This is a genomic window from Apilactobacillus micheneri (assembly GCF_006493595.1).
GTDB classification, from domain to species: Bacteria; Bacillota; Bacilli; order Lactobacillales; family Lactobacillaceae; genus Apilactobacillus; species Apilactobacillus micheneri.
The window spans coordinates 18349-40729 of the sequence record NZ_QUBI01000003.1; the positions used below are offsets into that span (position 1 = coordinate 18349).

The following is a 22381-nucleotide window of genomic DNA, read 5'->3' on the forward strand; positions in this document are numbered from 1 at the left end:
TTCTATTCATCCCCCATTAATTTATTAATATTATTTTGAAATTCTTTCCAGTTAAAGATGATTTGCTTTAGTTCATTCTTACCATCATCAGTGATTTTATAGTATCTACGGTTTCGACCTTGATAAGGAGAATCATAAACAGTAACTAATCCTTGTTTTTTTAGTCTACGCATAACTGGATAAATAGTAGAACTGGATACAGAAATACTTTCTTGAATTTTTTGTGTTAAAGCATATCCATAATAATCATCATTGCTCAAAACACCTAGTACACACCCATCTAATAACTCAGTTGTTACTTTAAGTGCCATTAATTAACACCTTCTTTTTATGTATTATTTAATATTATATTCAATATAATATATTATACATAACGATATGATTTTTTCAATAATTACGTTTATAACAATTAAAAAAGGTGTCGCTCGTATATCACGAACGACACCTTTCATTTAAGTTGGGGGTAATTCTACTTTAATAGAATCAGTAATGTAATTATTCAATGAGTTGATAAATACATTACCCTTACCATCCTTGTAAACTCCCAGCGGTAGAGCATGTTTATTTGAATTTAAGTTTAAATTTTTAATCATATTAATCATCCCCTAATAACGTAACCCATCAACAATTAGGTTAACGCTTTAGACGATCACGTCTTTTCATCATCACTTTTGAAAAGATTGATACACTTTTAATTTCAGAATTAAAATATAGATTTATTGTAACCATTTTAATCATCTCCATAAATAATTATCTAATGCAAGATGGCTTTCGTTTATCTAAACACCCATTTGCAGTTTTAGCATTATTGAAGATATTATATTTAAATTTTTTAAAAGAGGTTAATTTGCTAGCAATCATGTTAAACATCTCCTAATTTAAGCAATTTAATAAAATTAATTAACGCTTTCGTTTATCCAAACGTTTATTAGTATCTTGAATAACAGTTAGAGCACTACCTTTTAAATTAAATTTATTCATTTTCATGATTACCATCTCCGAAACTAAATTATTATTTTATTGCTTTAGTCGGTCTAATCGACGATTAGAGATATTAATATAAAACACGCTACCTTTCTCGTCTTTGACTGAGAAATTCTTATAATTTAAAATTGAAAACTCACTTACTGAACCTGTTGTCATATTAAACATCTCCTTTAATTAAATAATTAGTTTGCGGAACGCTTCAACTTATCCAATCGATCGGTAGAGACAATAATATAATTAAAAACATTCCTCATATCTTGTTTGTAAATACCAGTAGGCAATTTAAATTTGTCAGCTACTAAGTGCAATAAGTCTAAACGATTTTTCTTATTCTTAATCATATTTATCTCCTCCTAACGATTAAGATTATCCTCATAATACTCTCATTATTTTTTAATGAAATAGTTATGCTTAATTTTTTTATAAAAAAAAGAGCTGATTTATTATCAGCTCTTAATCATAAATTTTATTGGACCATCGCAGGCGTTCTATTACTAGTTCTTTGTCTATTTGTATCAGTTTGATTGAAGTATGGTGAATACTTATAAATAGCCTTATACATCTTGGATTGATTGTAAGCACTGAAGCGATCATTTAAGGTAACAATAATTACTCGATCTTTTCCAGGTAATTGGCTAGTACTTACTAAAGTATTACCAGCTAGTGGTGTGTAACCAGTTTTTAATCCATCAACGTGTAATTCTGGATAGTATCTCAAACCACCCTTCAATAATTCGTTAGTATTATGCATCCATTGACCATTTTGTTTAGCTCGATAAAGTTTGGATGTATTTACAACATCTGGATATATTTTCAAAACATTTGAGGCAATGATACCTAATGCTTTAGCACTAACTTTGTTATAAGCATAGTATCCACCATATCTAACTCCATAGCCATATAGATCTGAATTTTCTAGACCCGATGCTGACACAAAAGTAGCTTGACGACCTAGTCCCCAGTCTCTAGCTTGATGGTTCATTTTTTTAATAAAATTAGTATTAGAACCGGCAACCCATTGGCCTAAAGCAATTGCCGCACTATTAGAAGAAGCAATTACCGTTGCACGATACAAATTATAAACCGTATATTGCTTACCAGCAGTTAATTTATAACTACCTAAAGAACGATTTTGACTCATTCTGGCAAGATTATTAGGCATGGTAATCTTTTGATTCCAACCATTTCTTGTACTTTGTGCCTTTTGAATTGTTAAATATAAAGTCATTAATTTAGCAGTTGAAGCTACTGGCATACGCTTATAAGCATTTTTACGATAAAAGACATGTCCATCATTCATATCAAATGCATATGCAGCCTTTGCCGTTTTCGCATTATCATTCATTTGAGAATTATAAGAACTAGCACTGGTAGTAACACCATTAGCAGTAGCTCCTAAAGTTACCAAACTCAATGTAACTAATACTGTTTTTTTCATCCATTTAAACTTCATTAATATTATACCTCTCCAAAATCAATACTAACTACATAGTACTATTTTTAAAGGGGGAATGCGTTTACAAATTGTTACATTTAGATTATGAGATGATTAACAAAAAAAGCACTGATATATTACCAGTACTTTTGAAATATTATTCAGCTAATTTATCGTTAACTGCTTGTTTTTCAGCTTCAACTAAATCAACACGAGTATCAATGGCTTTGGTATCCATCTTAATTTCACGAGTCAATCCTGGATTATCCACCTTAGGACCAAAGAACTCAGTAAATTCGTCAAAACGAGTACGAGTATGGAAAATACCTGCAGTAACAGTAATAAATGATGCAAATTCCATGTCACCACCAACAGTATCTTCTAACCATTGCCATTCATTACGAATCCAATCCCAGGCAAATTGTTGGCCATCATTATTAGCAAGAACTCCTCTAAACCATGAACGTAAGTCTTGGGGCTTAATTGTATTGCTATCTTCAAAGTTAGCAACAATGATTGCCAATAATTTAGGATCTTTGGTTGAAGTTAATGCTGCCGCAATATCAGACTTGTAACTTGGATCAGCTGTATGACGATAATCATCTAATAAATCTTCAAACAAGTCCATATCATTAAAGTTTCTAATCTCATTAGATAATATCAATACACGAGTATCAGCTGGTAAACCAATTAGATTATCTTTATTATCTTCAAAGATTGCATGGGCTTTATCCATGGTATCTTCATTTTCAGCATATAGTGATGCATGCAAAATCAATGGACGAGTTAATTGGTCATCATTAGATTCACCATCTTTACTATTCCATCCCAAACGTTGAACTTGATCAACACTTAATTGGTTCATAAAGTGTTTTAAGTTCTTTTCTTCTTTGGATGCTGGTTTAACAAATTTTCTTAAGTTAAATGCTAAACGATATAATGCATCGTTTACTACATTAGAATGACTATCAGCAAATTTAGATAATACTGGAATAACTGATGCATATGAAATTTGACGACTTTCAGCTAATAAACGTAAGTCTTGTAAAATTTGCATCTTATCAATTGAACTTAATTCATCAGAGTGATCTAAGATATCATTCAATAATGATTCATCATATTTAACAATAAAATGAGAATTGTTGCCAACATTTATACGGAATGGCTTACCATTCTTTTGACGTAATTCATCATAATCACCTAAATCAACATGATTATCTTTGAAGATTTCAGGAGCTTCATCATAATTACCATTTAATGGAATTTGCCAGATACGGCCCTTATCTTCACCTTCACCAATGAAGAATTGTTTTTGTGTTAATTTCAAATGACCATCATCAACCATTGCTGAAACAACTGGATAGCCAGGTTGTTCTAACCATGAGTTCATAATATTTGCTAAATCAATGCCTGATGCAGCACCTAATGCATCCCACAAATCATTACCAGTAGCATTATTATATTTATGTGCAGCAAAGTAATTCTTTAATCCAGTTCTTAATGCATCATCACCGATTAAAGCTCTAACCATAACAAGCATCCGAGCACCTTTAGCATAAACAATAGCTGGATCAAATAATGCATCGATTTCTGCAGGATGGTTAACTTGAACGTGAACTGATTGAACACCATCAATGGCATCACGTTGTAAGGCAGCGGGTGCTTCTGAGGTTTGGAAAGTTTCCCAAATGTGCCAATCAGGTTCTAATGCATCAACTGATACATATTCCATCATGTTAGCAAAACTTTCGTTTAACCATAGGTCATCCCACCATCTCATTGTTACTAAATCACCAAACCATTGATGAGCTAATTCATGCGTAATAACAGTAGCAACTAATTGCTTAGTTGATAATGAAGTATTATCTGGATCAATTAGTAACAAAGCTTCACGATAGGTTACTAAGCCCCAGTTTTCCATTGCACCAGCTGAAAAGTCAGGTAGTGCTAATTGCCATGAATGTGGTAGTGGATATGGGGTTTGATAGAAATCTTCATAAAATTCAATTGCGCGTTTAGCAATGTTTAATGCAAAGTCTAGTTCATTGGATTTATGAGCTTTGGTTGCAAAAACACCAACTTTAACCCCACTCTTAGTTTCAGTCATTTTACTTTGCATGTCACCAAAGGCAAATGCAACCAAGTAAGTTGACATATGAACAGTTTCATCAAAGTAGTGAACACCATCTTCAACTCTATTTTCAGGCATGTTAGCAATAGCCATTTCATCTGGTTTTTCATCAAATTTGATGGCTAAATTAAATTTAGCTTTAGCTTCGGGTTCATCAACGCATGGAAATGCTTGACGGGCAAAATTAGTTTCAAATTGAGTTCCTACTAATTCTTTTCTTTCACCATTAACTTCATAGTATGAAGGATAAATTCCCATCATTGAATCGGTTAAAGCAGCCGTATATTCAATTGAAAATTCAACTGCTCCAGCCCCTGGCAATTCAATGTTAATCATTTCATTATTATCATCAACATCATAAGCTAAGTCATCGGCATCTGCTTTTACAGCATTTACTTTTAAGCCTTTTTGATGGACTGAAATGTTTTTATCAGAAGCATTACCTTGAATCGTTGTTTTACCAGAAATAGTCTTTTCTTCACGATTAATATCTAAATAGATATCATAATGTTCTGGCTGGAATCGACTATATAATCTTTTAATTTGTTCCATAGTGCCCTCCTAATTTGATTTTTTTAATCTTATTTTAATGTTATTTTAATTATATACTATTTCATAGCTCTAAGCTATTAATTATATTGTATAAGATGTATTTATTGAATGCTATTAATTTGAATGAATTAAATAAATATATACATATTACATACAACCTGGAGATCCTACCATTGCCATAAGAACTAGGTAAAAAAATAGCATCGCAATTCCCTGCCCTGCTAAAAATTTATGATAAAAGGGAGTCTCTACATTTTTATTTAAAGCATCATGTATAATATAGGAACCAATTAAATACATATTTGCGATTAACCAAATAATAGACATCGTCGTTCCAATAAATTCACTAGTATCGTATAAGAAACCTAGTTGGATTAATAATTCAACAATAATTGACCATGATATTAATGTTCCAATAATGGTTTCCAAATTTTCATTATTAATTCTATACATAAATTTTCATCTCTAAGTCTTTTTATAAATTTTTAAATCCTGAACTTTAAACTTTCCATTGACTGACTTAACTTTAATATCAGCATCTTTATTATTTACACTAAATGCTCCAATAACAGCCTTATTATAATATTCTATTTCGCCATTTATTTTGGCTTTAAAAATTTTATGACTAGCTAAATATTTTTTAGTATATGTATCTTTTACTGCAGATCTATCTACCTTGCTAGAATTAAGTTCTTGATTAACAGTTGATTCAGCTTGATATTGAACAATTTGAAATGACCCAACAACGTAAATTACACAAGATGCAAACAAAGTACAAATAAGTAATAAAGTTCCTAACGCAACATGATGGCCTTTATACAAAAAGCCAACCATTAAAAATAGAAACAATAATACAATTGTTACACATGAAACAAATATAATATAACTAATACTTACCACCTTCTTTTAGTGTTATATTAGTTTACCTGGAAATGTTGGTCAAAATTTTATATGTTAAATTATGTATATATTAATTGAACATTGGAGGATAAATTTATTAAAAAAATAACTGGAATTCTTGATATCATTATTGCAGTAGCAATGATATTTGCAGCCCCTTTTACACTGATGTTAGGCATGTCATTTTATAATGTACAAATTGTTAATATTATATTTATTGTAGGTTGCATTATATTTTATATGGTTACGTTAATACTATTAATAATGAATATCATCACATTTATCAAAGCTAAGAAGTATAATATAAATATGTTCAGCATGTTATTAGGCATATGTGGAAGCTTTATACCAAGTATTATTTTAATTATGTATTGGAACCTACCTGATAATGATGATGGAATCTTTTTATATAAAGTATTGGCTTTAGGTGCAATATCAGCAATTGGTTTATCAATCGCCGCTTCTTCCATTCTTGCCAAAAAATAAATAATCCTTAAGTTTCATTTAAGTTACTACTGATATATTAATAACAATCCAAGCAAGGAAGAAGGTAGTACAATATGACTAAAACTTTAATTAAGAATGAACAGTTTAATATCAATAAAAATCATAAATACAAAATAGACTTAAAGGTTAATCAGAATTGGAACGCCGCTTCTGTAAATTGGATTTATAAATAACCTCAAATGGTCAAAATATTCCCCTAAAATAAATATACTATACAAAAAAGCACTTAGAACAGAGATTCTAAGTGCCTTTTTGTATAAATTACATATCTTTTTCAATTTTATTTTTTAAATCTTCATAACCAGGTTTACCTAATAATGCGAACATATTACTCTTATAATCTTCTACTCCTGGTTGATTAAATGGATTAATACCATTTAAATATCCAGAAACAGCAATCGCAAATTCAAAGAAGTAAATTAGTTCACCTAAACTATATTCACTTTGATCCTTTAAGTTCACAACCATGTTAGGAACACCACCATTAGTATGCGCAATGATAACACTTTGGAAGGCTTTATCATTAACGTAGTTCATTGATTTTCCTTCAAGATATTGAATACCATCATTATTATTACCAGTAACTGGAATCTTAATATCTGATTGAGGCTCCTCAATTCTAACTACCGTTTCCATCAAGTTACGCATCCCTTGTTGAATATATTGACCTAATGAATGTAAATCAGTTGAGAAGTTAGCTGAGCTTGGATAGAGTCCTTTATTACTCTTACCTTCAGTTTCACCAGCTAATTGTTTCCACCATTCAGCTAAGAAACGTAAGTTAGGTTCATAATTTTCCAAAATTTCATTAGTATAACCTTTGCGATAGAGGATATTACGATAAGCAGCATATTGTAATGCCCCATTATCTTCTAATGGAGTATCCATATAATATTTTTGCGCATCCGATGCACCTTTCATCAATTGATCAATATCAGCACCTGAAGCGGCAATTGGTAATAAACCAACAGCTGAAAGAACTGAGTAACGACCACCAATTCCATTTGGAATTACAAATGATTCATAGTTATTTTCATTAACCTCTTGTCTTAATGCCCCATTTTTAGCGTCAGTAGTTACATAAATACGTTGATTAGCTTCATCTTTACCATATTTATTAATCAATAATTGTCTAAAAATTCTAAAAGCAATTGATGGTTCAGTCGTAGTTCCTGATTTAGAAATAACATTAACTGAGAAATCTTTATCCCCAATTAATTTAATTAAATCATTAACATAGGATCCACTAATTGAATTTCCCGCAAAAACCACTTTTGGATATTTATTACTATCTGCTGATTCATAGAAATTGTCATGAAGAAAATCAAGCGCCATTTTGGCACCTAAGTATGAACCGCCAATTCCAATCACAACTAAAATTTTAGAATCTGATTGAATTTTGTTAGCAGCTTGCTTAATTCGACTAAATTCTTCTTTATCATAATCAGTGGGTAAAGTCATCCATTGACGCATTTTGCTTTCGACACCAGTACCATTTAATAACTCATCACGAGCGGTATTAAGCATTGGTTTAATTTCTTTTAATTCGTTTTCATCTACAAATTGTTTTAGTGCGGATGTATCAAATTTAATATTCGTCATCATGTTCACCTCAATTAGATTTTAACAATATTTTCCTTGTAATACTGTTTTAATGCAAGTGAAAAGTTCCCGACGGTTGCAGAACCATTGTGTGGAACTTGAGGCATTTGAATATATTCCTTCAAATCACCTACTGAAAGATAATCATTGAAAATTGCTTTAAAATGTTTTCTAACCATATCTAAGAATGGCTCACTTACAACTCCACCACCAAAAATAATTTTTTCTGGTCTTACAAATAAAGTGGCTTGAACGGCTGCTTGAGCTACATAATAAGCAACATAATCCCATGAAGGATCAGTTAATGGAACATCCTTACCATTTTTACCAGTCCTAGCATTAAAAGTAGGTCCTGAGGCCATTCCTTCAAGACAATCACCGTGGTATGGGCAAATGCCATTGAAATTTTCATCACCTTTAGCACGTTTCAATCTGACATGTCCTGCTTCTGGATGACCTAGGTAACCTAAGAAATGTCCATTATCAACAATTCCAGCACCCACTCCAGTTCCGATAGTGTAATAAACGAGTGAATGGATGGGTTTGTGATTCTTAATCGAGGTAATGTATTCACCATAAGCAGATCCATTAACGTCGGTTGTCCAATACATTGGAATATCAAAATATTTTTTCATCGTACCTAAGAAATTAGTATTAGACCAATGTTTCTTAGGTGTGTCAGTAATATATCCATATTTAGGATTATCAATTCTGACTTCAATTGGCCCAAATGATGCAATCCCAATTGCTTTAATGTCATCAAACTTTTTAAAATATTCTACACATTTTCCAATTGTTTCTTCTGGAGTAGTGGTAGGAATATGAATACTATCTTTAATGTTGTAATTTTCATCACCAATCGCACACACAAATTTAGTGCCACCAGCTTCAATACTACCAAATAACATTAAAATCACCTCGTTAATCACAATTAATTATTCAAATTTATTTTTAATCTATAGCGATTGCTACAATTTAAAGATAGCACTTATTGTAATCGCTTACAATAAATATTGTTCAAAAAAAGATAAAACATTTGTAAACGGTTTCATAAAGTGGTATTTTTTAATTGTTCATAGTATTTATGTAAACATGAAAAGAGGGATTCCTATGTTACTAGGAAGCATTGAATTACGTGACCATAACGTTACTTGTGCAGTTAGCGATAACCAAATTAATATTAAAGATAAAGTTGAATTTCCATTATCTACTCCTAATGAGACCTTCAAAAATATTATTAATTATTTTAAAAACATTCCAGAAGTTAAAGCGATTGGAATATCTTCCTTTGGACCATTAGAATTAAGACCTTACTCTGCTAAATACGGTTATATTACCGATTCTTCTAGACCTAATTGGTCGAATGTTAATCTTTTGGGGACTTTAAAGCATTACTTAAAAGTGCCAATGGCATTTACTACTGATGTTAATAGTACCGCTTATGGTGAATATATCGCATCTATTTTAAATAACAAACCAGTAATGTCTTTAGTCTACATTACGATTAGTAAAGGTGTTGGTGCTGGAATTGTAAATGATGGTGAATTAGTTGGCTACAAAGGCAGTCCTGAAATTGGTCACATTTACCCTAAACGTCATCCTAAAGATCAAACGTTTAAAGGAACTTGTCCTTATCAAGGTGACTGTTTAGAAGGATTAGTTTCTGAACCTGCTTTTCAAGCTCGTTTTAATAAAAGCTATCAAGAAGTTTCAATGTTTAATCCTATTTGGGACATTGTCGCTTATTACATTGCTCAAGCAGCTATTCAATCTACCCTCTTAATTCGTCCACAAAAAATCATTATTGGTGGCGATATTGTTAATAAAATTGAAATTGAAAAAATTAGAAATGAATTTAAAAAGCTCATGAATAACTATATTAAAGTTGATGGAAATCTTGATGATTATATTACTTTACCATCCAACTCTAGTAACAAATTATCAATCATTGGCAATACTTCATTAGCCAAAAAGGCATATTATGCAAATGATGATGTGTATGCATAGAAAAATTTAAATAATAAAAATGCCCTGAATTAATCAGAGCATTTTTTATATTTTATTTATGGTACGGACTACCCTCATTAATCATAAATGCACGGTACACCTGTTCAGTTAAAACTAGACGCATTAATTGATGGGGCAAAGTAAATTTACCAAATGAAATTTGTGTATCTGCCCTTTTTAAAACTTTAGGTGATAACCCTAATGATCCACCAATAACAAAAGTAATATCAGAATTACCATATGTAGTTAGTTTATCTAATTCCTTTGCAAATTCTTCCGAAGTTCTTTCTTTACCTAAGATGGCTAAAGCATATACATATTCACGATCAGAAATCTTAGATAAAATTCGTTGCCCTTCTTTTTCCATCACATTGTCCATTTGAGCTTGGCTAAGTGATTCTGGAGCTTTCTCATCTGGAACTTCAATTATCCGAAATTTACAAAAACGAGATAAACGCTTGGCATATTCGGAAATTCCCGCTTTAAAATACTTTTCTTTTAATTTTCCTACTACAACTAACTTAATATTCATTTGTGAAATTTTCCCTTCTAAAATAATAAATACTATATTTTGTGTTTAATTTTAAGGAAGAACACTACCAATATGATTTTTAAAATGTCAATGTTTTCCACAAAGTTATCCACAAGCTACAATGATTTTACTTTTTGTGTAACAGCTTATAAATACTATTAAAAAAGCATTTTCACCATAATGTTTTTACGTGTAACTTTTTTATCCACAAAGTTATCCACAAGCAAGTGGGCAACTCTTTATTTTTATATTTAATCATTATAAAACAGCTATATATCAGTAAATATAAAGGATATATAAATGGAACTGTTATATAAATAAAATGCATGAAACATTTTAAAATACTTTGTGAAAAATAACAAAGTTATATTTCACAAATATTATATTAATAAAACATTTGAATGTTCGTTAAATAATATTGAATATTATATATTATATCAATATTTTAAATCATGGTAAAAATAAAAATGACTCTATCAATTAAGATAGAATCATTTTTTAAGGTTTCATCCCATGAATTAAAAAATCAACCGACTCATTAGTAATATTATCGATATCTATATTCTGGTAATTATTTGTCAAAATTACCGGAATAATATATCCAACTACTATAGAAAATAAGTATTGAAAAAATTTCATTGTAGAAATATTAATCAATTCATTTCTATTTTTTAAATCATTCAAAATTGGATTCATGCTAACTAAAATTCTTTGTTTAATAACACTCATTAATTGTTTACTAACTTCAGGTTTCTGAAATAATTCTTGAATAAAGATTTTAGCAATGAATTGATTTTCTTCTGCAAAAGTTAAGCGATCCTTAATTATATATTCTAATAAATCACGTAGCGTAACAAAAGATTTACTTTTCAATTCTGCTATAAATTCGTTAGCAGCTCTTGGAATAACTCCTTTAATGAATGGAGATAAAATTGAATTTAAAATATTTTCTTTAGTTTTAAAATGCTTATATACAGTTCCCTCAGCAACACCTGCTAAGATTGCTATATCAGATGTTTTAGTATCATTAAATCCTTTTTCTGCAAACAATTTTAAACTTGCTTGTAATACTGACTTTTGTTTCTCAGTTAATGCCTCTTCATCCAGACTTTGTGATAATAGCGTTTTAATATTCGTTAACTGCATATAAGATGCTCCCTTTAAACTTTTCTATACCGTTTTAGACCAATAATATTTAATATTGTTAATAATACTGCAAATATAACTAATATCAAAATGTCCATCCAAACATCGGTTAGTCCTTTTCCATTAAATACAATAGCTAATTGAGCATCAGTTGCATATCTTAAAGGTAAAATATGTGAAACCGTATTTAACCAATTTGGTAAGGAATCAAATGGAATAATTCCTGAGAAAAAGATTTGAGGTACAACAATTACTGGGATAAATTGTACCATTTGAAATTCTGATTTTGCTAATGTGGATACTAATAATCCAGCTGTTAATGCCACTAAAGCTACTAAAACGTTAATTACAATAACGCTCAGTATACTCCCGACGATTTCAACGTTTAGCAACCAAACTGTTATTAAGACGATTACAATTGTTTGTAATATCGATAGTAAACCATAAGCTTCTAGATAACCTAAAATAATTTCTGATCTTCTTACAGGAGTAGCTAAAACGCGATCTAAAGTACCAGCTGTTCTTTCTTTCAGTAATGCCATCCCTGAAATTAAAAATACAAACATAAATACAAAGAATGCCATCATAATAGGAACTAATGTACTAAAATAATTAGTATTAGAGTCACCATAGACATAATGATTATGAACATGAAAAGCTTTTTGTTGATTTGATTTGCTTTGTGGAATAATAACATTGTTTGATTTCTTAAGCATTTGGTTAGTAATCGTTAAAGACTTTATTTTATTTGATAATTGTTTAATTGTATTTTTAGTAACACTATTTTGTATGCCCATCTTTGATAGGTTAGTTTTACTAGAATCAGTATTAGAATAAGTTACATCTAAATTATTATTTTTTTGAGTAACATAAACGTCTACTTTTCCATCATTCATGGCTTTTTTAGCTTGAGATTTGTTGTCGTAGTTTTTTAGTTTTACGTTATCCATGTTTTTTAATTCAGTACGGATTCCATTGTTTAATCCTATTGTTCCTAAATTAACATTAGTAGAGTTATTTGATGAGAAAATTACACTCATTAACCACATAATTAAAATAGGTACTAAAAAAATCATCGCTAATGTTCTTTTATCTTTAAATAGTTCTTTGAATAGTCTTATACCAATTTCATTTATTCTGCTCACTATAACTCACCTTCTGCTTTCAAGAATGCTTCTTCTACTGAATTTACATTATATTTTTCTTTCAACTTAGCTGGAGCATCATAATCCATCACTTTGCCTTCTAGTAACAATGCTACTTCGTCTACTTTTTCGGCTTCATCCATTACATGGGTAGTGATAAGGATACTTGCACCATTATTAGCTAATTTTCTAAGTTCATCCCAAATTTGAAGACGTAATGCTGGATCAATTCCAACGGTTGGTTCATCTAATACCAATAACTGTGGGCTATCCAATAATGCAATCGCTAATGATAAACGACGCATCATTCCACCTGAGTAACCACCGACTGGTTTATTTAAAGCATTTTCTAAATCAACAACTTTAGCAACTCTTTTAATCTCCGAGTGTCTTTTGCTTTTTTTAATACCTTTCATTGAAGCAAAAAAATCTAAGTTAGCATAACCAGACAATGTTGTGTATAAAGCATCTGATTGGGCCATATAACCAATATCACTTAACAATTTTCGATTAGGTAATTTTTTACCAAAAACTTCTGCATTACCTGAATCAATTACTTCCATACCTAATGTCGTTTTAATAACTGTAGATTTACCAGATCCTGAGGGCCCAATTAATCCCACTATTTTTCCGGGTGCAACATGCAAGTTCACACCACGTAAAACTTGTTGATTGCCAAAAGATTTTTTTACATCTTTTAATAAAATCACATTTTTCAATTTGTATTCAACCTTTCAATGAGTGAGTACTCACTCATAAATATGTAATTATGATTATATATAAATAAAATATAAAGTCAAGTTCATTAATAAAAAAAGCAGTTATTAAAAATAACTACTTTGTTAATTGATATTTATTTTTTTGGTAATTCATCATCAATGATTTGATTCATTGTTGTAATAGATGGAATAAAGAACACATTACCTGTAACTGGATCAGAAAAATCTAATAAACGATCAGATTGACCAAACATATTTTCTAGCATACGTTTAGTAACAGTCCAATGTCTAGCATACCCGATAAAATATGTCCCAGTAAGGCCCTCACTAGGATTAGAAAAAGGCACATTCATTCTAACAATTTTATGTTCAATTCCATCATCATTATCTTGCGAAGCTACATTATGAGAGTTTTCTAGTTTATCGTCATCTTCGAGTTCTAAATCATTAAATTTGCGACGACCAACTGCTTTTTCCTGGTCTTCTGTTTTTAAATCATTCCAAGAATCCATATCATGAATATATTTTTGAGCAAAAGCATATGAACCATTAACAAAATCAGGGTCTTCCTCACCAATGATTGCATAATCAGATGCTTTTTGTATTTCTGGATTCTCAGTTCCATCAACAAAACCAATAATAGAACGGCCTTCAAAATATCTAAAGCCCTTTGTTTCATCAATAACATTTGTAAAGTCTCGATAATATTTTCTAATCAAATCAGCAACTTCATATACAACTGCTTCAGAAGCAGCACGAATATGAATAAAAATATCTGCATCTGTTTCAGGAGCAGTATATTTTGGCCCATAAATTGGTGAAAAGTTTTCTAACTCAGCTGGTTTTTTAGCATTAGGAAATAAATATTCCCAAGCACGATTAGAAAAACCAAAGGTTACTTTTAAATGGTCATCTGGATAGCGAATATTCATTGAGCGTAAAATTGCTTGCTCTCTTGAAATTAAATTAGAGATTTTATTTTGTTCTTCTTTTTGATTATTCCGATTTAACATCAATGTTGTAAAAAGTACATTTTTACCCGCATCTTTGTAAACATCTTGAGCATCTTTTGGGTCAAATGTCATATTATCACCTTTCTTTAATGATTATCACTTTATATTGATTATAAATTAATTGTACAACTTTTCTTTTATAAATTCCATCGAACTTGTAAATCATTTTATTTGTTTATATATTTTATTTAGACGATAATGTATTTATACATGTAATAAGGAGGAACATTTATGACTGATAAATTAACTACAGATGAAGGTCAACCTTGGGCAGATAATAATCATTCTTTAACTGCTGGTAACCGTGGCCCTGTTTTATTACAAGACTATCAACTAATTGAAAAATTAGCTCACTTTAACCGTGAACGTATTCCCGAACGTGTTGTCCACGCTAAAGGTGCCGGTGCTAAGGGTGTCTTTAAATTAAATCGTGATATGAGTGAATACACGAAAGCAGACATATTCAATGGCAAAGGTAAGGAAACTCCAATGACCATTAGATTCTCTGAAGTTGCGGGTGAACAAGGTTATCCTGACACTCTTCGTGATGTTCGTGGATTCTCAATGAAATTCTATACTAAAGATGGTAATTACGATATTGTAGGTAATAATACACCTGTCTTTTTCGTAAATGATCCACTAAAGTTTCCAGACTTCATTCATTCTCAAAAACGTGATCCTGCTACTCATCTAAGATCACAAGATATGCAATGGGATTTCTGGGCACACTCCCCTGAATCACTTCATCAAGTAACATATTTAATGGGTGATCGTGGTAATCCAGCTAGTTATGCTAACATGAATGGCTATGGTTCACATACATTCAAATGGGTAAATGCTGATGGTAAACCTTGCTGGGTTAAATATCATTTTATCTCAGAACAAGGTGTTAAAAACATGACTGATGCACAAGCTCAAAAAGTGGCATCAGAAAATACTGATTACTTAATTCAAGATTTGTATGATCGAATTAAAAAAGGTGACTATCCAAAATGGAAAGTTTGTGTTCAAATTATCCCTTATGAAGAAGGTTTGAATTACAAATATGATATTTTTGATGTCACTAAGACTGTTTCGCACAAAGATTATCCATTACAAGAAATTGGTGAATTTACTTTAAACGAAAATCCTGCTAATTACTTTGATGATGTTGAAGAAGCAGCCTTTTCACCTGCTAACTTGGTTCCTGGAATTGAACCATCAATGGATAAATTACTACAAGGTCGTTTATTCGCATACAAAGATGCTGAAAGATATCGTTTAGGTGCTAACTATGAAAAGTTACCTATCAACCGTCCTAAGAATGAAGTTCATAACTATGCTCGTGATGGCTTCATGGCACAAGGACAAAACGGTGACGTTAATTATGAACCTAATGGTGAAAACGGTCCTACAGAAGATCCAAATGCAAAAATTCATTCATATAAGGTCGATGGTGAAGCTGGTCATTACAAGACTTATGACGCTGATCCATATTCACAAGCTGGGGCTTTATACAATGTATATTCCGATGATGAAAAAGATCGTCTAATCGAAACTCTTAAGAACACCTTAGGTACTATTAAGAGCCATGAAAATAAAGTTCTAGAAACTCGCATGTTCTACAAAGCTGATCATGATTATGGAACTCGTGTTGCTAAAGCTTTAGGTTTAGATATGGGAGAAATCACTAAATAAATAAAGTTTTTTAAGATTGCCATATTGGCAATCTTTTTTTATACATATATAGGATAATATTGTACACAATATGTCAGGCTTGTAATATTAAATAATATAAATGTAATTATCTAATAACGTTGCTGATACATTCTCCATGTATAGTTATAAATATAAATTAAACGAACGAACTCAATAAAACGAATTAATTTAATACAAGGAGAAATGTTATATTTTGAATAGTCTTAAAAAATCAATCATTAAATACACAGTAATCGCGTTAGGTACATTTGCTTTATTATTTGCATTTAACCTATCAACTAACAATCAAAATAATGCTCAAGCTGCTACCAACTGGCAAACAGTTGCTGAAAGAGGTTTATCAAAATCACAAGTTGCTGCTAGACGTTGGGTTTCATTCCACGAATCCACTAACAGATACTATGCAAGAAATGGTAATTGTTATGGTAAGTTCCAATTAAGCATTGGTTACTTACATGGTAATTATTCACACAAAAATCAAGAATTAACTGCCAACCGTTATGTTAAAAACCGTTATGGTACATGGACCAATGCTAAGCACTTCTGGCAAACACACCATTGGTACTAAAATAAAATATTACTAAAAGCTCACCATCTGTTTAGATGATGAGCTTTTTTTTAAATAGTGATAAAATAGTTTTAACAAATAAAGAATTTGAGGTGTTCAATATCAACAATTATTATGTAGTTGATAAATCACTACTACCAGAAGCTTTTAGTCGTGTTATTGAGGCACGAAAATTACTAAATAATGGTGAAGTAAAAAATGTTAGTGATGCCGTCAAAAAAGTAGGCATTAGTCGTGCCAGTTATTATAAATATAAAAATTTTGTATATGAAGCGGAAAATAATAGACAGCGTAAAGCAGTTATTTCTTTTTTGTTAAATCACAAAAGTGGCATTTTATCTGAAGTTTTAAACGGAATTTCCAAAACAGATGCTAATATCTTAACCATTAATCAAAACATTCCAATCAATAATATGGCCAATGTTGTTATTTCACTAGACATTAATCATATGAATATTTCAGTAGAAGAAATGATGGATAAAATAAGACAGATTAAAGATACCAGTAAAGTTAGACTGATTGCTATAGAATAGAAAAAGAGAAATCCTTTTTGGATTTCTCTTTTTTATTTAAATAATTGTTTGTGATTTAGTATTGTATGAAGCTGGTGATTCCTTAGCAACCAAATTGGAAACTCTTTGCATGTGATCACCAAAATCACGAATTAATTCCTGAATTTGTAAATATTCATCATGTGTTTCTAAACGATTCATTCTTTTGATAATTGCACGACGTTCACGATTACGAAAACATAGTTTCAGTTGACGACTTACATTCAATATTTCAGTTAAACAAAAAACATTAACTGACATGGGTGCAGTTCCTAACATCTGGCTAGAAATTTGATCAATAATTTCTTGATTAGTTTGATGTTTAGGTACAAAAGTTCTTACTTTGTGTAGTAATCCTTTTTTCTTTTCAACTACGTGTCCATATTCAGCAAATTGTTCGCCTAATGCCATATAGGTGTGTTTCATAACATCTATATTCTGCAATAGTTTAGCGATAACTGTATCAACATCAGAATCCTTATTTCTTTCAATTAAATCCATAAATGAATTTAAAAAATACAATTGATGTGGCAAATTATTAGAAATCTTTATTTTATTATCCGCACCGATACTAATAACATCTGCAGCTGCTAAATCTATTAAACAGCTATCGACTAGGTATGCACGTGAGCGAATATTTTTTAACATTACTCTACTATCCTTTGATTTACTAGTAATCAAAAAATACATTTCAGCAGTTGTAAGTGCCATGATGTAGCCTCCGTGAAAAGAATAGCAATATTTTACCACTTAAACATAAGTTTTGCAGTAATATTTGCTAACTTTGTATTTCATTTTTTATTTTATTAGCACGCTCAAAATCGTTGGTAAATATTCCCTTTATCTTTTTATTAAATAAGAATCGCAAACGTAGTCTATGATTAACGGTAAATATTGATTCTTGATTTTCAATATTTTCCTGAAAGAATTTTAAATGCAGTGCATCTAGATGATACTTTTGCATAAACATTTGTGGATTTTTAATTTTTCTTACTGATAAAAAGCAATATTTCTGATTACTATCAATTTTTTGGGCAATTTTTATAGAATCCATATTAAAGGATGAATAAATGACTGGATGACACAAATGATATTCATTCATCATTTTAATCACTATATTTTCAATTCCACGATAATGAATTTTATTAGTTTTGAATTCTAAATTTAAATAAATATCTTTATTTTCAACTAAATCTAATAGTTCACTTAAAGTCGGAATAGGTTCATAGTTATCTAAAGAAAATTGGCGAAGCTCATCTAAAGTGTAATCTTTAACAAAGCCACGACCATCGGTTGTTCGATTAATTTTTTCATCGTGAATAATCACTGGCACATTATCCTTCGTTAGATGTACATCAAACTCAATTCCATCAATATGGTGATTAATGGCATAACGAAATCCTTGTATTGAATTTTCTGGATATTCAGCCGGAAAACCACGATGTCCGAATATTAAAGTCTTCAAGATAACCACCTCCCCTATAAAAATTCATTTACTGTTAATGATAAATCTATTTGAGAATTTTGCAAATAATCAATTTATTAAAATGTTATAATATTGTTAATAATAAGTTTATTAGGAGGATGCCTATGATTTATGCAATTATCAGTTTTATCGCTGGATACATAATGTTTGTTTTTTGTTTGTTCCAAGGCGTTTTAGATATGTCCGCCCAAATAAATGAAATTCATAAAGCTGAAAATTCATCTAAAAAATTTAAAGCTATTAGAACCGGACTATGGATGATTCCACCATTAAAAATTATGCTTGAAAGAAATCGCTTAAGAAATATTCTTAAAAGTAGTGGTAATTCAAAAGAAGATGCCGAACGTTTTAAAAGATTCTATAATATTTCTAACCAATCTACTGCCTGGGCATACATTTCATTTGCTTGTATGTTAGAAGCAATTGTTTCTATTAAAACTGTGTTTGATGCTTTTGGATGGCATTTAACTTTACCATTGTTCAGTGTATTATCTTTAATAGTAATAATCGCCGGTTATGCACAAGTTATGTATCGTGCTTCAGATGATCGCGAAGAAAAATTAAGTGCTAAAATTAACCGACTAGGTAAGCAATAATTCAATTGGAGGCCATAATGAATATTAATGAACAAAAACTACATATGATTACTAAGGCTCTAGATAATTCAACAAGAATTAAAATGTTATATTATCTAGCTGAAAATAATAGTAGTAATGTTTCAAATCTTATTAATGTTTTTAATATCTCTCAACCTAATATTTCTCGACATTTGAAAATATTAGCGGATGCTAACTTAGTTTTTAGTACTAAAGATGGTAAAGAAAGAATCTATCAATTAAGTGATAAGCATGTTTACCAATTATTATTAACTTTAAAAACGCATATTAATGATTAAATCTTATTAATTGACATATATCTCTTTTTGTTATATAAATGTATTTAATATATAACAAAAAGAGATATTTGTATTTTATGGAGGAATTTATGAATAAATTCAAAAAGATGAGTATATTTTTAATTATTAGTAGTGTTTTATTAATTCTTACTGGATGCTCAGGCAAAACCAATAACCCTAAAAAAAGTATTAATGTAACTACTTCATTAAACTTTTATGGTGAGGTTGCCAAAGATGTATTAGGCAACCATGGCTCAGTTACATCAATCATCAATAGTCCTAATGTTGATCCTCACGATTTTGAACCTAAGAGTAGTGATGCCAGAAATGTATCTAAAACTAACATAATGGTATCAAATGGTTTAGGTTATGATAGCTGGGCTGAAAATCTAACTAGCAACAATAAGAACATTAAAAATATTAACGTTGGCCAATTAATGGACAAAAGCAACGGAGATAACCCTCATATCTGGTATAACATTAATACTATGAAAAAATTAGCATATGAATTGGCTGATCAATTTGGTAAATTACAGCCACAAAATAAAAAAGCATTTGAACAAAACGCTAAAAATTATGTTAGCAAATTACAACCAGTTGAAAATAAAATTAATAGTATCAAGAAGCATAAAATTAATAAACCAGTTGCTGTTTCAGAACCTGTCTTTGATTACTCATTAGACAAATTAGGCTACTCCATCGCAAATAAAAACTTCGAAGAAGCCATCGAAAAAGGTAATGATCCTGCACCTGCCGACATTCGTCAATTGCAAAATGATATTAAAAATCATAAGCTAGCCTTCTTTGTAGTAAATAAACAAGTTAATAGTAAAATTGTCACTAACCTAGCTAATTTAGCTAAAGAAAATAACCTACCTATTATCTATGTTACTGAAACTAAACCAGAAAATATGGATAATTATATTAAATGGATGGATAGCCAATACGATCAAGTATTAAAAATTCAAAAAAATAACGGTTTGAAGTAAACAGCTTAAAATATTAGTATATAATATAGGTATATTAATATAAGATATTTTAAGTTAAGAGGTTCGAACAATATGGCAATTGCGTTAGTTAAAGAAATGTTCAATGAATTTAATGATCCCGACTTAACCTATATTGAATCCAGAGATGGTAATACAGAGTGGTTTAAGTTATCTTTTCTAGCTGATGATAAATATCACACATATAAAGATGGAAAAAGACAATTTATTGAAAAATATAATGATGAACTAAATGATGTTATGAGCAATTTCCTAAATAAATATCAAAAAGAATTTGAATCATCATTTATTGATGAAAACGAATTTGAAGTATTAGATCGCACTAAAGAAATTGCAAAGGATTTAAAAGAAACCCTTGATAAAGAATTCTTAATCCCAGATGGGATTGTGCTATTTAGTATTGATTTAGTAGGTAGCTGGCAAGCATTTAAGAGTTCTGGTAAATCTGATTTGGAAAAACGTTTTTACCAAAACATTTCTGAACATGTTAAAGAACAGCATGAAAAATAAAAAAAGAAGCAACTTTTAAAGTTGCTTCTTTTTTGTTTACTATTTTTGTTGAATTTTTCCAGAACTTCTCAAGTTATCTAAATGTTCATAAAGAACTCCATATCTCAAGCCTTGTTTACCAAAAATCATTCGATCAGAATTTAATCTTCTCATCATTTCCATAGCTGGACAAAGGCCACCAACAATAATGTCAGCACGTTCTTTAGAAACTCCTGGAACCAACTTACGTTCTTCCAAATTATCATTTAATAACATTAAGAAAATATCTTTGGCTTCACGATTAGATAAATGAAAGCCATGAATATCATCCCAATGTTTACGATCTTTATCACGACGACGTTTGATCTTAGCTAAAGTACGATTGGAACCACCTAAACCAATAATTGGTAAATTAGTTCCACGTGATAACCACCAGATATCATTAAAAATCTCATTTAAATAATCTAATGTTTTGAACATTTGCCCAGCAGTTGGAATGTCGGGATCAATATTGCCTTCTGATAGTGTTACAGACCCAAATGGCAAACTAATCATATTCACAGCTTGTCTATTTTGAATTAATACTAATTCAGTACTAGCACCACCAGTATCCATGATGATTCCATTTACCACTGGCAAGGAGTTAATCACACCTAAATAATCATAGTATGCTTCTGTTGTTCCTGGAATTACCTCCAAATCAATATCAGTTTTAGATTTTACTTCTTCTAAAAACTCTTTTTGATTTTTTGCCATTCTAGTAGCAGCAGTCGCCATTGCTCTTAAATGGACATTTTCTAAATTTTCAAAATCTTCTTTAAATGATTTCAAAGTTTTAATGGTTCGATCAATTGCTGGTTGTTTTAAAATCATTTCAGAGCCCATGTTTTCAGAAAGTCTGACTGGTTCTTTTCTTTCGATAACGTTCTTAAATGAACCATCTTCTTTGATTTCTGTAACAGCTAAACGGACTGAATTAGAGCCTAAATCAATTACTGCTAAATGTTGCAA

26 protein-coding genes are annotated in these 22381 nt (G+C 30.4%); 9 read left to right on the forward strand and 17 right to left on the reverse strand.

Annotated elements, in window-relative coordinates:
- Positions 1-2: 2 nt before the first annotated feature.
- The 7 genes from DY123_RS03830 to DY123_RS03850 form a co-directional block, all read right to left on the reverse strand.
- On the reverse strand, positions 3-311 hold the full coding sequence (locus DY123_RS03830; protein WP_105964198.1) for a PadR family transcriptional regulator: 309 nt from the start codon (positions 309-311) through the stop codon (positions 3-5).
- 141 nt (positions 312-452) lie between these two features.
- Positions 453-593 (reverse strand): hypothetical protein, encoded by a 141-nt coding sequence (locus tag DY123_RS07590; protein ID WP_157944951.1) that lies wholly within the window; start codon positions 591-593, stop codon positions 453-455.
- Between the two features lie 576 nt (positions 594-1169).
- Entirely contained in the window at positions 1170-1328 is a 159-nt protein-coding gene (locus DY123_RS07595; protein WP_165807757.1) for a hypothetical protein, read from the reverse strand.
- 125 nt (positions 1329-1453) lie between these two features.
- The gene (locus DY123_RS03835; protein WP_181401240.1) at positions 1454-2425 is read right to left on the reverse strand and encodes a D-alanyl-D-alanine carboxypeptidase family protein; all 972 of its coding nucleotides are present in this window, start codon (positions 2423-2425) and stop codon (positions 1454-1456) included.
- A 154-nt stretch (positions 2426-2579) separates the two neighbouring features.
- On the reverse strand, positions 2580-5105 hold the full coding sequence (locus DY123_RS03840) for a M1 family metallopeptidase (protein WP_181401241.1): 2526 nt from the start codon (positions 5103-5105) through the stop codon (positions 2580-2582).
- A 147-nt stretch (positions 5106-5252) separates the two neighbouring features.
- Positions 5253-5558 (reverse strand): hypothetical protein, encoded by a 306-nt coding sequence (locus tag DY123_RS03845; RefSeq protein ID WP_108982752.1) that lies wholly within the window; start codon positions 5556-5558, stop codon positions 5253-5255.
- A gap of 12 nt (positions 5559-5570) precedes the next feature.
- The gene (locus DY123_RS03850; RefSeq protein ID WP_108982753.1) at positions 5571-5939 is read right to left on the reverse strand and encodes a hypothetical protein; all 369 of its coding nucleotides are present in this window, start codon (positions 5937-5939) and stop codon (positions 5571-5573) included.
- Between the two features lie 330 nt (positions 5940-6269).
- On the opposite strand from DY123_RS03850, the gene DY123_RS07600 reads away from it, so the two are divergent.
- Positions 6270-6491: a hypothetical protein gene (locus tag DY123_RS07600; RefSeq protein ID WP_140938833.1), complete on the forward strand. Its 222-nt coding sequence runs from the start codon at positions 6270-6272 to the stop codon at positions 6489-6491.
- Positions 6492-6773: 282 nt separating this feature from the next.
- Here the strand turns inward: DY123_RS07600 and DY123_RS03860 are convergent, their stop codons facing one another.
- Complete coding sequence (locus tag DY123_RS03860) at positions 6774-8114, reverse strand: glucose-6-phosphate isomerase (protein WP_140936405.1); 1341 nt, start codon at positions 8112-8114, stop codon at positions 6774-6776.
- 14 nt (positions 8115-8128) lie between these two features.
- On the reverse strand, positions 8129-9022 hold the full coding sequence (locus DY123_RS03865) for an ROK family protein (protein ID WP_140936406.1): 894 nt from the start codon (positions 9020-9022) through the stop codon (positions 8129-8131).
- A 202-nt stretch (positions 9023-9224) separates the two neighbouring features.
- On the opposite strand from DY123_RS03865, the gene DY123_RS03870 reads away from it, so the two are divergent.
- On the forward strand, positions 9225-10121 hold the full coding sequence (locus tag DY123_RS03870) for an ROK family protein (protein ID WP_140934658.1): 897 nt from the start codon (positions 9225-9227) through the stop codon (positions 10119-10121).
- A gap of 52 nt (positions 10122-10173) precedes the next feature.
- On the opposite strand, the gene rlmH is transcribed toward DY123_RS03870, so the two are convergent.
- The 5 genes from rlmH to DY123_RS03895 all read right to left on the reverse strand — a co-directional run bounded on the left by rlmH (position 10174) and on the right by DY123_RS03895 (position 14748).
- Entirely contained in the window at positions 10174-10653 is a 480-nt protein-coding gene (gene rlmH / locus DY123_RS03875) for a 23S rRNA (pseudouridine(1915)-N(3))-methyltransferase RlmH (protein WP_108983045.1), read from the reverse strand.
- Between the two features lie 498 nt (positions 10654-11151).
- The gene (locus DY123_RS03880) at positions 11152-11799 is read right to left on the reverse strand and encodes a TetR/AcrR family transcriptional regulator (RefSeq protein WP_140934659.1); all 648 of its coding nucleotides are present in this window, start codon (positions 11797-11799) and stop codon (positions 11152-11154) included.
- Between the two features lie 14 nt (positions 11800-11813).
- Entirely contained in the window at positions 11814-12944 is a 1131-nt protein-coding gene (locus DY123_RS03885; RefSeq protein WP_438830212.1) for an ABC transporter permease, read from the reverse strand.
- Positions 12944-13663 carry an ABC transporter ATP-binding protein gene (locus DY123_RS03890; protein WP_140934660.1) on the reverse strand — a complete coding sequence of 240 codons (720 nt, stop codon included), beginning with the start codon at positions 13661-13663 and terminating at the stop codon, positions 12944-12946. Before DY123_RS03890 ends, DY123_RS03885 begins: the two co-directional genes overlap by 1 nt.
- 134 nt (positions 13664-13797) lie before the next feature.
- Complete coding sequence (locus DY123_RS03895) at positions 13798-14748, reverse strand: Dyp-type peroxidase (RefSeq protein WP_140934661.1); 951 nt, start codon at positions 14746-14748, stop codon at positions 13798-13800.
- 159 nt (positions 14749-14907) lie between these two features.
- On the opposite strand from DY123_RS03895, the gene DY123_RS03900 reads away from it, so the two are divergent.
- From DY123_RS03900 to DY123_RS03910, 3 genes are all read left to right on the forward strand, one after another.
- A complete protein-coding gene (locus tag DY123_RS03900) occupies positions 14908-16353 on the forward strand; it encodes a catalase (protein WP_140934662.1) in 1446 nt (481 codons plus the stop codon).
- Positions 16354-16567: 214 nt separating this feature from the next.
- A complete protein-coding gene (locus DY123_RS03905) occupies positions 16568-16942 on the forward strand; it encodes an aggregation-promoting factor C-terminal-like domain-containing protein (protein ID WP_225426775.1) in 375 nt (124 codons plus the stop codon).
- A gap of 101 nt (positions 16943-17043) precedes the next feature.
- Entirely contained in the window at positions 17044-17475 is a 432-nt protein-coding gene (locus DY123_RS03910; protein ID WP_140934683.1) for an ACT domain-containing protein, read from the forward strand.
- A gap of 36 nt (positions 17476-17511) precedes the next feature.
- Here the strand turns inward: DY123_RS03910 and DY123_RS03915 are convergent, their stop codons facing one another.
- Positions 17512-18204, reverse strand: coding sequence for a GPP34 family phosphoprotein (locus tag DY123_RS03915; RefSeq protein ID WP_108983041.1), 693 nt, complete (start codon positions 18202-18204; stop codon positions 17512-17514).
- Positions 18205-18271: 67 nt separating this feature from the next.
- On the reverse strand, positions 18272-18961 hold the full coding sequence (locus DY123_RS03920; protein WP_105964442.1) for a glycerophosphodiester phosphodiesterase family protein: 690 nt from the start codon (positions 18959-18961) through the stop codon (positions 18272-18274).
- A 122-nt stretch (positions 18962-19083) separates the two neighbouring features.
- On the opposite strand from DY123_RS03920, the gene DY123_RS03925 reads away from it, so the two are divergent.
- The 4 genes from DY123_RS03925 to DY123_RS03940 all read left to right on the forward strand — a co-directional run bounded on the left by DY123_RS03925 (position 19084) and on the right by DY123_RS03940 (position 21391).
- Positions 19084-19575, forward strand: coding sequence for a hypothetical protein (locus DY123_RS03925; RefSeq protein WP_105964218.1), 492 nt, complete (start codon positions 19084-19086; stop codon positions 19573-19575).
- A 17-nt stretch (positions 19576-19592) separates the two neighbouring features.
- Complete coding sequence (locus DY123_RS03930) at positions 19593-19874, forward strand: ArsR/SmtB family transcription factor (RefSeq protein WP_105964219.1); 282 nt, start codon at positions 19593-19595, stop codon at positions 19872-19874.
- Between the two features lie 89 nt (positions 19875-19963).
- Positions 19964-20863, forward strand: coding sequence for a metal ABC transporter solute-binding protein, Zn/Mn family (locus DY123_RS03935; RefSeq protein WP_140936407.1), 900 nt, complete (start codon positions 19964-19966; stop codon positions 20861-20863).
- A 72-nt stretch (positions 20864-20935) separates the two neighbouring features.
- On the forward strand, positions 20936-21391 hold the full coding sequence (locus tag DY123_RS03940; RefSeq protein ID WP_105964221.1) for a hypothetical protein: 456 nt from the start codon (positions 20936-20938) through the stop codon (positions 21389-21391).
- Positions 21392-21430: 39 nt separating this feature from the next.
- Here the strand turns inward: DY123_RS03940 and DY123_RS03945 are convergent, their stop codons facing one another.
- Positions 21431-22381, reverse strand: a complete 951-nt coding sequence (locus DY123_RS03945; protein ID WP_105964222.1) for a Ppx/GppA family phosphatase — start codon at positions 22379-22381, stop codon at positions 21431-21433.